The organism is Streptomyces griseomycini, assembly GCF_014203535.1.
In the GTDB taxonomy this organism is placed as follows: Bacteria; Actinomycetota; Actinomycetes; order Streptomycetales; family Streptomycetaceae; genus Streptomyces; species Streptomyces griseomycini.
The window spans coordinates 20,539-34,163 of sequence record NZ_JACHJI010000002.1; the positions used below are offsets into that span (position 1 = coordinate 20,539).

The window sequence follows — 13,625 nt, forward strand, 5'->3', positions numbered from 1 at the left end:
GAATATTCCGTAGCGAAACAAACCGATAGGATCGCCCCCATGCGCCGTTCGAAAATCGTCTGTACTCTCGGCCCCGCGGTCGACTCCCACGAGCAGCTCGTCGCTCTGATCGAAGCCGGCATGAACGTGGCCCGCTTCAACTTCAGCCACGGCACGCACGCCGAGCACCAGGGCCGGTACGACCGGGTCCGTGCCGCCGCCAAGGAGACCGGCCGGGCCATCGGTGTCCTCGCCGACCTCCAGGGCCCGAAGATCCGCCTGGAGACCTTCGCCGAAGGCCCCGTCGAGCTGGTGCGCGGTGACGAGTTCACCATCACCACCGAGGACGTCCCCGGCGACAAGACGATCTGCGGAACGACCTACAAGGGCCTGCCCGGCGACGTGGCCAAGGGCGACCAGGTGCTCATCAACGACGGCAACGTCGAACTGAAGGTCACCGAGGTCGAGGGCCCGCGGGTGAAGACGATCGTCATCGAGGGCGGCGTCATCTCCGACCACAAGGGCATCAACCTGCCGGGCGCGGCCGTCAACGTCCCCGCGCTGAGCGAGAAGGACGTCGAGGACCTGCGCTTCGCGCTGCGGATGGGCTGCGACCTGGTCGCCCTGTCCTTCGTCCGGGACGCCAAGGACGTCGCCGACGTGCACCGCGTGATGGACGAGGAGGGCCGCCGCGTCCCCGTCATCGCCAAGGTGGAGAAGCCGCAGGCGGTGCAGAACATGGAGGACGTCGTGATGGCGTTCGACGGCGTGATGGTCGCCCGCGGCGACCTCGCCGTCGAGTACCCGCTCGAGAAGGTCCCCATGGTGCAGAAGCGCCTGATCGAGCTGTGCCGGCGCAACGCCAAGCCGGTGATCGTGGCGACCCAGATGATGGAGTCGATGATCACCAACTCCCGCCCGACCCGCGCCGAGGCCTCCGACGTGGCCAACGCGATCCTGGACGGCGCCGACGCGGTGATGCTGTCGGCCGAGTCGAGCGTGGGCGCGTACCCGATCGAGACCGTGCGGACGATGTCGAAGATCGTCCAGGCGGCCGAGCAGGAGCTGCTGTCCAAGGGCCTGCAGCCGCTGGTGCCCGGCAAGAAGCCGCGCACCCAGGGCGGTTCGGTGGCCCGTGCCGCCTGCGAGATCGCCGACTTCCTCGGCGGCAAGGGCCTGGTGGCCTTCACCCAGTCCGGCGACACGGCCCGCCGGCTGTGCCGCTACCGCGTCGCCCAGCCGATCCTGGCGTTCACCACGGACGAGTCCACCCGCAACCAGCTGGCGCTCAGCTGGGGCGTGGAGCCGTACGTCGTGCCGTTCGTGAACAGCACCGACGAGATGGTCGACCTGGTGGACCAGGAGCTGGTCAAGCTGCACCGCTTCAACGAGGGCGACATCGTGGTCATCACCGCCGGTTCGCCGCCCGGCGTCCCCGGCACCACCAACATGGTCCGCGTCCACCACCTGGGCGGCCCGACGAGCTGACCCGGACGGCACGCGGACGAACACCGGGGGCGCCCCTGCGGACAGGGGCGCCCCCGGTGTTCCCGCGGCTCCCGGAAAGGTTCCTGACGGCGGGTCAGTCCGTGATGTACTGCTGCAGCCCGGGGATGAACAGGGTCCCGCCGAACTGGCCGGCCTGCTGCACCGTCACGTCGGTGAAGTAGATCAGCGGGATGTTCAGCGGCGGCGGGTGCTCCGGGTCGAAGGTGACCGGGATCAGCCCGAGCAGCTTGCCGGAGATCTTCTCCGTGTACATCACGGTGTCGCCGTCGCGGATCGTGGACGTCGACCCCTTGCGGGCCTGCACGTGGTAGGTCTTGCCGGTCTTCTCGTCCTTGACCGTCTGGTGCAGGTCGCCGATGTCGGTGCCGTCGGAGACGACGTACTTCAGCACCTTCTTCGTCCTGCCGCTCGAGGTCCGCACCTCGACGATGCCCTGGTAGTCGGCGCCCTTCAGCAGCAGCGAGCTGGCGTTCAGGTACCAGGGGTCCTCGGGCAACAGGATCTTGTTGTCGACCCCGCCCTCGGCGTCGGTGGCGACCGGGCAGTCCTCGAGATCGACCGTGGACGTCTCGGAGGGGCTCGGGGACGCGGTGGCCTCGGCGGTCGGCGTCGGGGCCGCCTCCTCGGCCGCCTCCTCGGCGTCCCCGGCCGCCTGCGGCACCTCGTCGGCAGCGACCTCCGCGGTGTCCTTCGCCGCTCCGGTGGCCTTCTCCGTGGTCTCCTCGGCGGTCTCCTTCACGGTGCCGGCCGCGTCCCGGCCCGCGCCCTCGGCCGACGGGGCGGAGGCGGACGGGGCGGAGGCGGACGGGGCGGGGCCCGGGCTCGCCTCCGCTTCCTTGTCCCCCGGAGTGAGGACGTCCTCGAGGGCGTCCCCGATCTTCTCCAGCACGTTGCGGTCGGTCTCCGACGGGGCGGGCGCGGGCGCGGCCTGCTCCGCCACGGCCTGCTCGCCCGCGGCCCCGGAGGGGGCCGGCGCGGGGACGTCCTCGTCGTCGGAACCTGAATCCGACGAAGAGGCCGCGCCCTCGTCCGCGCCCGTGCCGGTGTCCGCGCCCGTGTCCGTGCCGGCGGAGGCCGAGGGATCGGGCTCCGCGCCGGGGTCCTGGTCCGGGGAGGCGCCGTCGCTCGCCGAGGGGGACGGCGTGGGCGACGCGGAGGCGTCGTCCTTCTCCTCGCCCTTCTCGGCGTCCCCGATGGCGTCCAGGCACTCCTTGTACTCGTCCGCGGTCAGGCTCTTCGAGGACGGCTGGTCGTCGGCCTGGGCGAGCGTCGGCGTGAACCCCATCCCCATGAGGACCGCGGTCGGCATCGCCGCCAGGGCTATCACCTTGCCGCTCGGCACATGGAACCGGGTGAACAGCGGCTTCCTGGGGGCCGCGTGGCGCGGCCCCTTTCTCTCCGGGGTCAGGGCCGCCGTGGTCTGGTCGCGCGCCTCGTCAGCCGACACGGTGCCCCCTGTCGAGGTTCTCGGCCCGTGCGCCGTCCGCCTCACCGCCGTCGCCGGTCCCGTACGGGGCGGCCGGCTGCCCCGGCCCGCCCGTGGTGCTCCCGGGGGCGTCCGCCCGGACGTCCTCCCGGACGCCCTCCCCGGCGGGCCCGCCGGGGAACTCCTGGTGTCCGTCCGCCTCGGCCGCCGGCGTGCCCGGCGCCCAGGAGAGGGCGAGCGCGCCGCCGACCAGCGCGAGCAGGAAGCCGACCAGGAAGCCGCCTATGTTGGAGACCACCAGGGACACCAGGGCCAGGAGGATCGCCGCGACACCGGCGAAGATGCGTGTGGCCTGCTGGAACCACATGGTCAGGCCCAGCGTGATCAGCAGGACGCCGATGATCAGTGAGCCCGCGCCGGCGGTCGTCGCCATGGCGATCGACATGTGGCCCAGCTTCAGCGTGGCGTAGGGGAAGTAGGCGATCGGGATTCCGCCCAGCAGGGTGAACAGGCCGGCCCAGAACGGCCGGGTGCCCCGCCAGTCGCGGAACCGCAGACGCAGCCGGGTGAGGTTCCCGGCGCTCTGGACCGGAGTCTCGGCACTCATGGAAAAAGCTCCCTGGGTCCGGTGGAAGTACGTACCGGCTCGGCCGTAGGCGTGGAGAAGCCGGAAGTCTGGATCTGAGGGGGTGGCCCGGCACGCGGACCGGCCGGGCCGGCGGAGCGGGGAAGCGTCGGCTTCCCCGCCCCCGGGACGGCTCAGTCGCCCCGGAACACCCCGGCGACGGAAACCGTCAGTAGCACTCCATCTTGGAGTCCGTACCGAGACGCATCGACAGGCCGCTCAGCTTGAACGTGCCGGCCGTGGTCGCCCACGCCGTCTGCTTGACGTCGTAGAGGTCGGCCGTCTCCGCCTGCTGGGCGAAGCCGCCCGGCAGGGTGGTCTTCTCGTCCTTGTTCGCGGGGCCACGCGTCTTGTCCTTGACCGCGACGCCGATGTCGATGTTCTTGAACTCCGCGTCGGCGTCGAGCTGGGCGACGTCGATGTAGAGGTTCTTGGCCTCGACCGGCTTCTTCGCGTTGTTGCCCGCCTCAAGACGGAGGTAGACCGTTCCCACGAAGGGGACGTCCGTCTTGACCGACTGACACATCTTGGTGATCGTCGCGTCGTCGAACGACGAGATGGCGACCGGGACCTGCTTCTTGGCCTTGCCCTCGGTCGACGTGTAGACGCTGTCGACACCGCCGTACTGGGCGAAACCCTCACCGTGCAGGTGACCGGCCGTCACCTTGAACTGCTGGCCGGACACGCTGAACGACGCCGCGAGGGCGCCCTGCGCCAGACCGATGCCCACCGCAGCCGTGGCGGCCACGCTGGGCACCATGACGACGGCGAACCGCTTCCATCTGGTCCCGCCACGCACCTGGGACTTCATGTTTCCTCCTTCTCGGACGTACATCTCCTGTCCTGACCGGCCGCCATGGACGGCGGCTCAGCCGGGCAGGGATGGGAGAAGTGCTCCGTCCTCGGGAAGGAGAGCGCCCGTACCCGACGGCGCACGAAGCGCACGGATCACCGGCGATCACCCCCGAGCGACAACCACTGGTCGCGCCTGACACGCATCACGCACAACCCTGCTGGACAGGCTTCGCCGAGTGGGCGAAGACCCCCCTGTCCAAGAGCCGGCGACACTGCCGCCGGCTCTGCTCGGTGGGGACCCAGGGGACCCGCGGGCCCGACCGGCTGTCGGGGTGCGGGAAATGGACCGAGCGTCGCCGATCGTGGTGCATTCTCGTCGCCCGCACAAGGGGGTTCGTTACTCGCTAGTAACGGCCGGATAACCACGGGGCGACCCACCGATCCCGGTCGGCGACGCTGGGTGTCCCGGAAGGGGTGGACAAAACTGTTGACCCTTGGACGGAATCCGACAGATCAACGCCTGCGACTTACTCGCAGTAACAGCGGCCGCGATGACCAAGATTTGGTAAAGCGCGGCCGCATCGACCTCGACGGACCAGCCCTCCACTCGGGCCCCACCGGTCCGGACACCCGGCAAAACGGTCAGATCCGGACCTCGTCGCCCGGTCCGGTCAGAACAGGGCCCGCGCCAGCGCCCGGCGCGCGGCGATCACCCGCGGGTCCTCGGCGCCGACCACCTCGAACAGCTTCAGCAACCGCACCCGCACGGTCTCCCGGTCGTCGCCCGCGGTCCGTCCCACCGTCTCGATGAGCCGGCCGAAGGCGTCCTCGACATGACCGCCCACCAGGTCCAGGTCGGCGGCGACGATCTGCGCCTCGACGTCCTGCGGCTTCTCGGCGGCGTCCTTGCGCACCCGCACCGGGTCCAGGCCCTGCACCCGCTGGAGCAGTTCGGCCTGGGCGAGGCCCAGCGTGGCCTCCGGGTTGCCCGGATCGTCGGCGAGCACGTTCCTGTACGCCTGGACGGCACCGCTCAGGTCACCCGAGTCCAGCGCCCGGACGGCGGCCTCCAGCAGCGCGTCGTACGGACCGGCGGGCACGTCCTGCGCCGCCCGGTCACCGCCGCCCGGCTCGGCGTCGGGGTCGACGGTGAGACCGGTCAGGCCGAAGCGCTGCTCGGCCACCTGCACCAACTGGTCCAGGGTCTGGCGGATCTGCGCCTCGCCCGCGGCCCCCTGGAAGAGCGGCAGGGCCTGCCCGGCCACCACCGCGAAGACCGCCGGGATCCCCTGGACCCCGAACTGCTGCATCAGCAGTTGGTTGGCGTCGACGTCGATCTTGGCGAGGAGGAAGCGCCCGTCGTACTCGACGGCGAGCCGCTCCAGGACGGGGCTCAGCTGCTTGCAGGGCTGGCACCACTCGGCCCAGAAGTCGATGACGACCGGGACCTCGGTGGACCGCTGCAGGACGTCGCGCTCGAAGCCGGCCTCGTCGACGTCGATGACGAGATCGGCCGGGGAGACGGCACCCCCGCCGCCCTGCCGGGCGGCTTCGGCGCGTGCCTGCTCCGCCTTCGCCTTGGCCTCCTGGGCCGCCTTCACCGCGGCGAGGTCGACGACTCCGCTCATGGACATGTTCCGTGGCTGCATGCGTCTATCCTCCCCCGTACGGCGCGCGTGTGTGAAAACGCCCGGGGAAAGCCAGGCGTTCGTGTGCTGTCGGGCGCCGGGTCCCCACCCCACGCCGTGGTCGTCGCTCGGGCACGCCGGTCACACGTGCTTTCGCTACGAGTCGTAGCGTAATGCCGGGCGGGGCCCCCGGAACACCGTGCCCCGGTGATCTCCCTCACGCCCGGCCGCACGGGAACCGCCGGTTATGGTCGTCCCATGCAGAGCCGCACCCCAGCCAGTCGCACCGGACGCCCGCGCAGCACCGCCGCGGACGCCGCGATCCTGGCCGCGACGCGTCAGGCTCTGGTCGAACTGGGGTGGTCCAGGCTCACGTTGGGAGACGTGGCGGTCCGCGCCGGGGTGGCGAAGACCACCGTCTACCGGCGCTGGGCGGGCAAGAACGAACTGGTCGTGGACGCGGTCGCGGAACTCTTCGACGAGCTGTGCGTGCCCGACCGCGGCTCGCTGGCCGCCGACATCGAGGGCGTGGTGCTGCAGTTCGCCGCGATCCTGGCCCGGCCCGAGGCCCGGAGCGGGCTGATGGCGGTGGTCGCCGAGGCCACCCGCGACGACGCGCTGCGCGAGCGCATCCGGGCCTCGATCGTCGACCGGCAGAAGCGCCTGGTCCTCGCGGGCCGGGCGCGCGCCCAGGCGCGGGGCGAGCTGCCGGCCGAGGCCGACGTCGACCGGGCGGCCCGCACCGTCGACCTGATCTTCGACATGGTGGCCGGCGCGGTGGTGCACCGCACCCTGGTGAGCGCGGAGCCGGCGGACGAGGAGTGGGTGCACGGCTTCACCCGGGTCCTGCTGTCGGGGCTCGCCTCGGCCGGCTCCGCCTGACCGGACCCCGGGCCCCTCACGGGTGCGACCAGCGGTGAACTCCCGCTCCCCGGGCGGCAGTTGCTTGCCGCAGCGGTGTCGCCCTGCGAGGATCGGGTGATCGTCCGGGCCGGGACGTACGGCACGCCGAGCACCCAGGGAGCCTCGCATGACCGGGACCGAACCCGTCGCCGCACGCATCGACACCTCCAGGCCGCACCCGGCCCGGGTCTACGACTGGTTCCTCGGCGGCAAGGACAACTACCCCGTCGACGAGGAACTGGGCCGGCACATCATGAGCGTCGACGGGACCGCCCGGCACGTCGCCCGGACCAACCGCTGGTTCATGCAGCGCGTCACCCGGTGGCTGGCCGGCAGGGCGGGCATCCGCCAGTACCTGGACATCGGCACCGGCATCCCCACCGAGCCCAACCTGCACCAGGTGGCCCAGCGCATCGCACCGGAGTCCCGCGTCGTCTACGCCGACAACGACCCCATCGTGCTGGGGCACGCGGAGGCGCTCCTGCGCAGCACCCCCGAGGGGCTCACCGCCTACATCGAGGCCGATGTCCGCCGGCCCGACCGGATCCTGGAACAGGCCCGCGAGAGCCTCGACTTCACCCGGCCGCTGGCCCTGTCCCTGGTGGCGCTCACCCACTTCCTGGGCGACGAGGACGATCCGCACGGCCTGGTGGCCCGGCTGGTCGACGCCCTCCCCTCCGGCAGCCACCTCGTCCTGTCGCAGCTCACCGCCGACTTCGACCCCGTCGCGGTGGGGCGAGGCGTCGAGATGTACCGGGCGGGAGGCGTCACGCTCGCGCCGCGCACCCGCGCGGAGATCGCCCGCTTCTTCACCGGGCTCGAGTTCGTGGAGCCCGGACTGGTCCAGCTGACCGACTGGCATCCCGAGCTCGCCGACGGGGAGACCGCCGACGCGAACGCCGTGATCTCCCTGTACGGCGCGGTGGCCCGCAAGCCGTGACCGCCCTTCCCGCTCCGTCCGTCCGTCCGGCCGGCCGGACGGAGCGGGGGCACGGCCTAGAAACCGGCGGGCTCGGTGTACACGCCCCACTCGTCGCGCAGCACGCCGCAGATCTCGCCCAGCGTGGCCTCCGCGCGCACGGCGTCCAGCATCGGCTCGATCATGTTGGCGCCGGAGCGCGCGGCCGCCACCATGGCGTCGAGCGCGCCGCGCACCCTCGCGTCGTCGCGGGCGGCCTTGCGCTCGCCCAGCAGCCGGACCTGCTCGCGCTCCACCTCGTGGCTGACCCGCAGGATCTCCAGGTCGCCGGTGACGGATCCGGTGTGGACGTTGACGCCGACGACCTTCTTGTCGCCCTTCTCCAGCGCCTGCTGGTAGCGGAACGCCGACTCGGCGATCTCGCCGGTGAACCAGCCGTCCTCGATGCCGCGCAGGATCCCGGAGGTGATCGGCCCGATCGGGTGCTTCCCGTCCGGGTGGGCCCTGAGGCCCCGCTCCTTGATCTGCTCGAAGATCTTCTCGGCGTCCGCCTCGATGCGGTCGGTGAGCTGCTCGACGTACCAGGAACCGCCCAGCGGGTCGGCGACGTTGGCGACGCCGGTCTCCTCCATGAGCACCTGCTGGGTGCGCAGGGCGATCTCGGCGGCCTGCTCGCTGGGCAGCGCGAGGGTCTCGTCGAGGGCGTTGGTGTGCAGCGAGTTGGTCCCGCCGAGCACGGCGGCCAGCGCCTCCACGGCGGTGCGGACGACGTTGTTGTAGGGCTGCTGGGCGGTCAGCGAGACGCCGGCGGTCTGGGTGTGGAACCGCAGCCACTGCGCCTTCTCGCTCCGCGCGCCGTAGACGTCCCGCATCCAGCGGGCCCAGATGCGGCGGGCCGCGCGGAACTTGGCGATCTCCTCGAAGAAGTCGACGTGCGCGTCGAAGAAGAAGGACAGGCCGGGGGCGAAGACGTCCACGTCGAGTCCGCGGCTGAGTCCCAGCTCGACGTAGCCGAAGCCGTCGGCCAGGGTGTACGCCAGCTCCTGCGCGGCCGTCGCCCCGGCCTCGCGGATGTGGTAGCCGGAGACCGACAGCGGCTTGTAGGCGGGGATGCCGGCCGCGCAGTGCTCCATCAGGTCGCCGATCAGGCGCAGGTGCGGCTCGGGCTGGAAGAGCCACTCCTTCTGCGCGATGTACTCCTTGAAGATGTCCGTCTGCAGCGTGCCGTTGAGCACGGCGGGGTCGACGCCCTGGCGCTCGGCGGCGACGAGGTACATGCAGAACACGGGTACGGCGGGCCCGCTGATGGTCATCGACGTGGTGACGTCGCCGAGCGGGATGTCCCGGAACAGGACCTCCATGTCGGCCGCCGAGTCGATCGCCACCCCGCAGTGGCCGACCTCGCCCAGGGAGCGCGGGTCGTCGGAGTCGCGGCCCATGAGCGTCGGCATGTCGAAGGCGACGGAGAGGCCGCCCCCGCCGTTGCCGAGGATCATCTTGTAGCGCTCGTTGGTCTGCTCGGCGTTCCCGAACCCGGCGAACTGCCGGATGGTCCACGTGCGCCCCCGGTAGCCGGTCGGGTACAGACCGCGGGTGAAGGGGTACTCACCCGGCCAGCCGATCCGCTCGAACCCCTCGTAGGTGTCCCCGGGCCGGGGCCCGTACACCGGCTCCACGGGGTCGCCGGAGAGCGTGGTGAAGTCTGCGTCGCGCTTGCGCGCGGCGTCGTACCGGGCCTGCCAGCGTCGGCGGCCCTCCTCGATGGCGTCAGCGTCCATGCCTTCGAATTTACTTGGACGTCCTAGTAAATGTCGATGGCTGACCGCCGCACGCTGCTCCGTACGGCGGTGGCGCCCGGGACGTCAGGCCTCGGCGACCGCGGGCGCCTCGTCCGCGACCCTGGCCTCCAGCTCGCGGCTGATCCTGCGCTCCACGAAGAAGGCGGCCGTCGGGACGGTGCCGGCCAGCAGCACCCAGAGCTGCTTCTTGACCGGCCACTTCGCCTTGGAACCGAGGTCGAAGGCGAAGATCAGGTACACCACGTAGAGCCAGCCGTGGGCGATGCTGACCACCTGGGTGAAGTCGTCCGCGCCGTCGACGTCGAGCGCATACTTGCCGATCATGCCGAAGACCAGCAGGACGAGCAGGACACCGGTGACGTAGGCCATGACGCGGTAGCGCGTCAGCACGCTCTTCTTCATGCGGTCGAGCGTAACGGGCCGTTCCGGGAGATCCCGGACCGGGGCACGTGCCCCGCGTCACTTCTCCTCGAAGTCCCCCGCCGCGAGCCGCAGCGGGCGGAGCATCGCGAAGATCTCGCCGCACTCCTCGGCGTCGTAGGCGCCGAGGCCGAAGTCCATGGCCATCAGGTCGCGGGTGGCCGCCTCGACCACCTCACGGCCCTTGTCGGTGATGGTCGCGAGGGTGCCGCGGCCGTCGTTGGGGTTGGGGCGCTTGTCCACCAGGCCGGACCTCACCAGCCGGTCCACGGTGTTCGTCACCGACGTGGGGTGCACCATCAGCCGCTCGCCGATCTTGGACATCGGCAGCTCCCCCGACTTGGAGAAGGTCAGCAGCACCAGCGCCTCGTACCGCGCGAACGTCAGCCCGTACGGCTTGACCACCGCGTCGACCTCGGCCAGCAGGATCTGGTGCGCGCGCATGATCGACGTGATCGCGGCCATCGACGGCACGTTTCCCCAGCGCTGCTTCCAGAGCTCGTCGGCGCGGGCGATGGGGTCGAAGGAGAGACTGAGCGGCTTCGGCACGACCCAGACCCTACCGGCCGGTCATATGCCGGTCAGCCCCGTCTCGCCCTTCGGTCGGCGGGACCGCGCCGGCCCCGCCGACCGCTCTCGTGCGGCCGCCGGCTACCCGGCGCCCCGCGCCAGGTGCCGTTCCACGGTCTCCACCTTGGAGGTGAGACCGTCCGCCACGCCCGGGCGGATGTCGGCCTTGAGGACCACCGAGACCCGCGGGGCCCGCGCCTCCACCGCGGCGACGGCGCGCTTCACGACGTCCATCACCTCGTCCCACTCCCCCTCGATCGAGGTGAACATGGCGTCGGTGCGGTTCGGCAGCCCGGACTCGCGGACCACCCGCACGGCGTCGGCGACGTACTCCCCCACGTCCTCGCCCACGCCGAGCGGCGTCACGGAGAAGGCGACGATCACGCGTTCACGACCCCTTCGCCCCGGGCGCGGGAGGCGATCACCGCGTCCTCGGCCTCGCGCTTGAGCCGGCGGTCGGCGAAGAAGCCGCCGGCGGGCAGGACCGACATCAGGAAGTAGAAGGCGGCGGTCTTCAGCGGCCACTTGGCACGGTTCCAGGCGTCGGCCCAGAAGAGCACGTACACGACGAAGAGGAAGCCGTGGACCGCGCCCATCACCGGGACGGCGTTGAAGTCCGTGGTCCGCTTCAGGACCGAGCAGACGAGCAGGAGGAGGAACGAGATCGCCTCGGGGCCCGAGACCAGGCGGAGGCGGCGGAGGGCGGTGGCGGTCTTGATGTCCACGGATCACCTTCGGTGGGAGAGACGTCGGCGTCGACGGGTCGGACGGTTTGTGAACGCACGCACAAGCGCCCGCCCATTGTGGCAAACCGCTTCCGCGGCCGGCCGAGGGGCCCCGGGCCGTCGGCGGACCGTAGCCCGTAGGGGGCCGATCGGGGTCCGGTTCCCCCCGGGGTACCTGTCGGCGGGGCGGAGGGGCGGCTACCGTCGCAAGCGTGGCGATGTTCCGACTTCAGAGCAGCAAGGTGCTCGCCGTCGACATGACCGGGGATGCCGTGAAGGCGAAGAACGGCTCCATGGTCGCGTACGACGGTGACATGGCCTTCAAGAAGCTCAGCGGTGGCGGTGAGGGCCTGCGGGGGATGGTGACCCGGCGGCTGACGGGCGAGCAGATGACGGTGATGGAGGTGAAGGGGCACGGGACCTGCTGGTTCGCGGACCGCGCGTCCGAGATCAATCTCGTCGGGCTCCAGGGGGACAAGCTCTACGTGGAGTCGAGCAACCTGCTGGCGACCGACGGCGGGCTGCGCACCGGCACCGGCTTCACCGGGGTGCGCGGCGCCGCGCAGGGCAACGGGCTGTTCACGACCACCGTCGAGGGGCACGGCCAGGCGGCGCTCCTGTCGGACGGCCCCGCGGTGGTGCTCAGGGTCAGCCCGCAGTACCCGCTGACGGTGGACCCCGGCGCCTACGTGGCCCACCAGGGGAACCTGCGGCAGTCGTTCCAGTCCGGCGCGACCTTCCGCACCCTGCTCGGCGAGGGCGGCGGCGAGGCCTTCCAGATCCGGTTCGAGGGCGACGGGCTGGTCTACGTGCAGCCCAGTGAGCGGAACACGATCACGGGGGACGTCTGACATGGCCTTCCGGGAGATCAACGCGAAGATGATCGAGGCGACCGTGGTGCCGGGGCAGCGGCTGTTCAGCCAGCGCGGCGCGATGCTCGCGTACCGGGGGGAGGTGAGCTTCACCCCGAACACGGCGGGCGGCCCGGGCGGGCTGATGTCGATGATCGGCCGGCGCATGGCGAACGAGGACACGCCCCTGATGACCGTCGAGGGCAGCGGCACGGTCCTGTTCGGGCACGGCGGCCACCACGTGCAGGTGATCAACCTCACCGGGGACACCCTGTACGTCGAGGCGGACCGGCTGCTGGCCTTCGAGGGCACGCTGGAGCAGGGCACGGTGTTCCTGGGCTCGCAGGGCGGGGTGATGGGCATGGTCCGGGGGCAGGTCTCCGGGCAGGGGCTGTTCACGACCACGCTCAGGGGGCACGGCTCCGTCGCCGTGATGGCGCACGGCGGGGTGATCGAGATCCCGATCACCCCGCAGCGGCCGGTGCACGTCGACCCGCAGGCCTACGTCGCCCACCACGGCGACGTCCGCAACAAGCTGTCCACGGCCCTCGGCTGGCGGGACATGGTGGGCCGCGGCTCCGGCGAGGCGTTCCAGCTGGAGCTGAGCGGCAGCGGTGCGGTGTACGTCCAGGCGTCGGAGGAGAAGCTGTGAGCACCTACGGAACCCCGGGCGCCGGTCCCACGGTCTTCGACCCGGCGACGCTGCCGTCCGACGACAACGTCGACCACTACACCTTCTGCGTGGAGCTCAAGGGCACCCAGTGGTTCATGCAGAAGGGGAAGATGATCGCCTACTACGGCTCGATCGAGTTCAACGGCATCGGGAAGGGTCGGCTCGACCGACTTGTCCGAACCTCGTTCCATTCGCCTCTGCACGCGAGCGACTGGGTCGTGGCGGAGGGCTCGGGCAAGATGCTCCTCGCCGACCGGGCCTTCGACGTGAATTCGTACGACCTGGACGACGGCAACCTGACCATTCGCTCGGGCAACCTTCTCGCTTTTCAGCCAACTCTGTCGCTGAAGCAGTCGATCGTTCCGGGCTTCCTGACCCTGATCGGAACCGGAAAGTTCGTGGCCGCGTCCAACGGTCCGGTGGTGTTCATGGAGCCGCCGATCCGGGTGGACCCTCAGGCGCTGGTCGGATGGGCGGACTGCCCCTCCCCGTGCCATCACTACGACCACGGCTACATGACCGGCGTGATGGGCGGTCTGCGTGCGCTGACGGGCCTCGGCGGGGCCTCCGGCGAGGAGCACCAGTTCGAGTTCGTGGGGGCCGGCACGGTGCTGCTCCAGTCGTCCGAGACGCTGATGGCGGAGCAGGCCACGGGGGTCACTCCGCAGCAGCCGGGGGTGCCCGGGGGCGGGGCGTCCGGCGGGCACGGGCAGCCGTCCGGAACACCGCGCCTTCCCGGACAGCTGGGCGACCTCCAGCGTCGTTTCGGGCTGTGAGCGGTAGTCTGCGGAGCGTGACGTCGA

General features: G+C 71.0%; 15 protein-coding genes. 6 read left to right on the forward strand and 9 right to left on the reverse strand.

Annotated features, from left to right (window positions below; translation table 11 throughout):
- Positions 1-39 precede the first annotated feature (39 nt).
- Entirely contained in the window at positions 40-1,467 is a 1,428-nt protein-coding gene (gene pyk / locus FHS37_RS04560; RefSeq protein ID WP_184817736.1) for a pyruvate kinase, read from the forward strand.
- 94 nt (positions 1,468-1,561) lie between these two features.
- Here the strand turns inward: pyk and FHS37_RS04565 are convergent, their stop codons facing one another.
- The 4 genes from FHS37_RS04565 to FHS37_RS04580 form a co-directional block, all read right to left on the reverse strand.
- Positions 1,562-2,935 carry a hypothetical protein gene (locus tag FHS37_RS04565; RefSeq protein WP_184817737.1) on the reverse strand — a complete coding sequence of 458 codons (1,374 nt, stop codon included), beginning with the start codon at positions 2,933-2,935 and terminating at the stop codon, positions 1,562-1,564.
- Positions 2,925-3,521, reverse strand: coding sequence for a DUF6114 domain-containing protein (locus FHS37_RS04570; protein ID WP_184817738.1), 597 nt, complete (start codon positions 3,519-3,521; stop codon positions 2,925-2,927). Before FHS37_RS04570 ends, FHS37_RS04565 begins: the two co-directional genes overlap by 11 nt.
- Positions 3,522-3,708: 187 nt before the next feature.
- Entirely contained in the window at positions 3,709-4,350 is a 642-nt protein-coding gene (locus FHS37_RS04575) for a DUF6230 family protein (protein WP_184817739.1), read from the reverse strand.
- Between the two features lie 655 nt (positions 4,351-5,005).
- A complete protein-coding gene (locus tag FHS37_RS04580; protein ID WP_184817740.1) occupies positions 5,006-5,983 on the reverse strand; it encodes a tetratricopeptide repeat protein in 978 nt (325 codons plus the stop codon).
- A gap of 237 nt (positions 5,984-6,220) precedes the next feature.
- Between FHS37_RS04580 and FHS37_RS04585 the strand changes: the two genes are divergently transcribed.
- Positions 6,221-6,844 carry a TetR/AcrR family transcriptional regulator gene (locus tag FHS37_RS04585; protein WP_184817741.1) on the forward strand — a complete coding sequence of 208 codons (624 nt, stop codon included), beginning with the start codon at positions 6,221-6,223 and terminating at the stop codon, positions 6,842-6,844.
- A 148-nt stretch (positions 6,845-6,992) separates the two neighbouring features.
- Positions 6,993-7,805, forward strand: coding sequence for an SAM-dependent methyltransferase (locus FHS37_RS04590; protein WP_184817742.1), 813 nt, complete (start codon positions 6,993-6,995; stop codon positions 7,803-7,805).
- Between the two features lie 56 nt (positions 7,806-7,861).
- On the opposite strand, the gene icmA is transcribed toward FHS37_RS04590, so the two are convergent.
- The 5 genes from icmA to FHS37_RS04615 all read right to left on the reverse strand — a co-directional run bounded on the left by icmA (position 7,862) and on the right by FHS37_RS04615 (position 11,298).
- Positions 7,862-9,562, reverse strand: a complete 1,701-nt coding sequence (gene icmA, locus FHS37_RS04595) for a coenzyme B12-dependent isobutyryl-CoA mutase large subunit (protein ID WP_184817743.1) — start codon at positions 9,560-9,562, stop codon at positions 7,862-7,864.
- Positions 9,563-9,646: 84 nt separating this feature from the next.
- Entirely contained in the window at positions 9,647-9,985 is a 339-nt protein-coding gene (locus tag FHS37_RS04600) for a DUF3817 domain-containing protein (RefSeq protein WP_184817744.1), read from the reverse strand.
- A 57-nt stretch (positions 9,986-10,042) separates the two neighbouring features.
- Entirely contained in the window at positions 10,043-10,552 is a 510-nt protein-coding gene (locus tag FHS37_RS04605; RefSeq protein WP_184817745.1) for a MarR family winged helix-turn-helix transcriptional regulator, read from the reverse strand.
- A gap of 102 nt (positions 10,553-10,654) precedes the next feature.
- Positions 10,655-10,957, reverse strand: coding sequence for an MTH1187 family thiamine-binding protein (locus tag FHS37_RS04610; RefSeq protein WP_184817746.1), 303 nt, complete (start codon positions 10,955-10,957; stop codon positions 10,655-10,657).
- Positions 10,954-11,298, reverse strand: coding sequence for a DUF3817 domain-containing protein (locus FHS37_RS04615; RefSeq protein ID WP_184817747.1), 345 nt, complete (start codon positions 11,296-11,298; stop codon positions 10,954-10,956). The genes FHS37_RS04610 and FHS37_RS04615 overlap by 4 nt, the downstream gene beginning before the upstream one ends.
- A gap of 218 nt (positions 11,299-11,516) precedes the next feature.
- On the opposite strand from FHS37_RS04615, the gene FHS37_RS04620 reads away from it, so the two are divergent.
- Genes FHS37_RS04620 through FHS37_RS04630 form a run of 3 tightly spaced genes read left to right on the forward strand, consistent with a single transcriptional unit; the run spans position 11,517 to position 13,598 of the window.
- Positions 11,517-12,149: an AIM24 family protein gene (locus tag FHS37_RS04620; RefSeq protein WP_184818741.1), complete on the forward strand. Its 633-nt coding sequence runs from the start codon at positions 11,517-11,519 to the stop codon at positions 12,147-12,149.
- 1 nt (position 12,150) lies between these two features.
- Positions 12,151-12,801 carry an AIM24 family protein gene (locus FHS37_RS04625; RefSeq protein WP_184817748.1) on the forward strand — a complete coding sequence of 217 codons (651 nt, stop codon included), beginning with the start codon at positions 12,151-12,153 and terminating at the stop codon, positions 12,799-12,801.
- The gene (locus tag FHS37_RS04630) at positions 12,798-13,598 is read left to right on the forward strand and encodes an AIM24 family protein (protein WP_184817749.1); all 801 of its coding nucleotides are present in this window, start codon (positions 12,798-12,800) and stop codon (positions 13,596-13,598) included. Before FHS37_RS04625 ends, FHS37_RS04630 begins: the two co-directional genes overlap by 4 nt.
- Positions 13,599-13,625 lie beyond the last annotated feature (27 nt).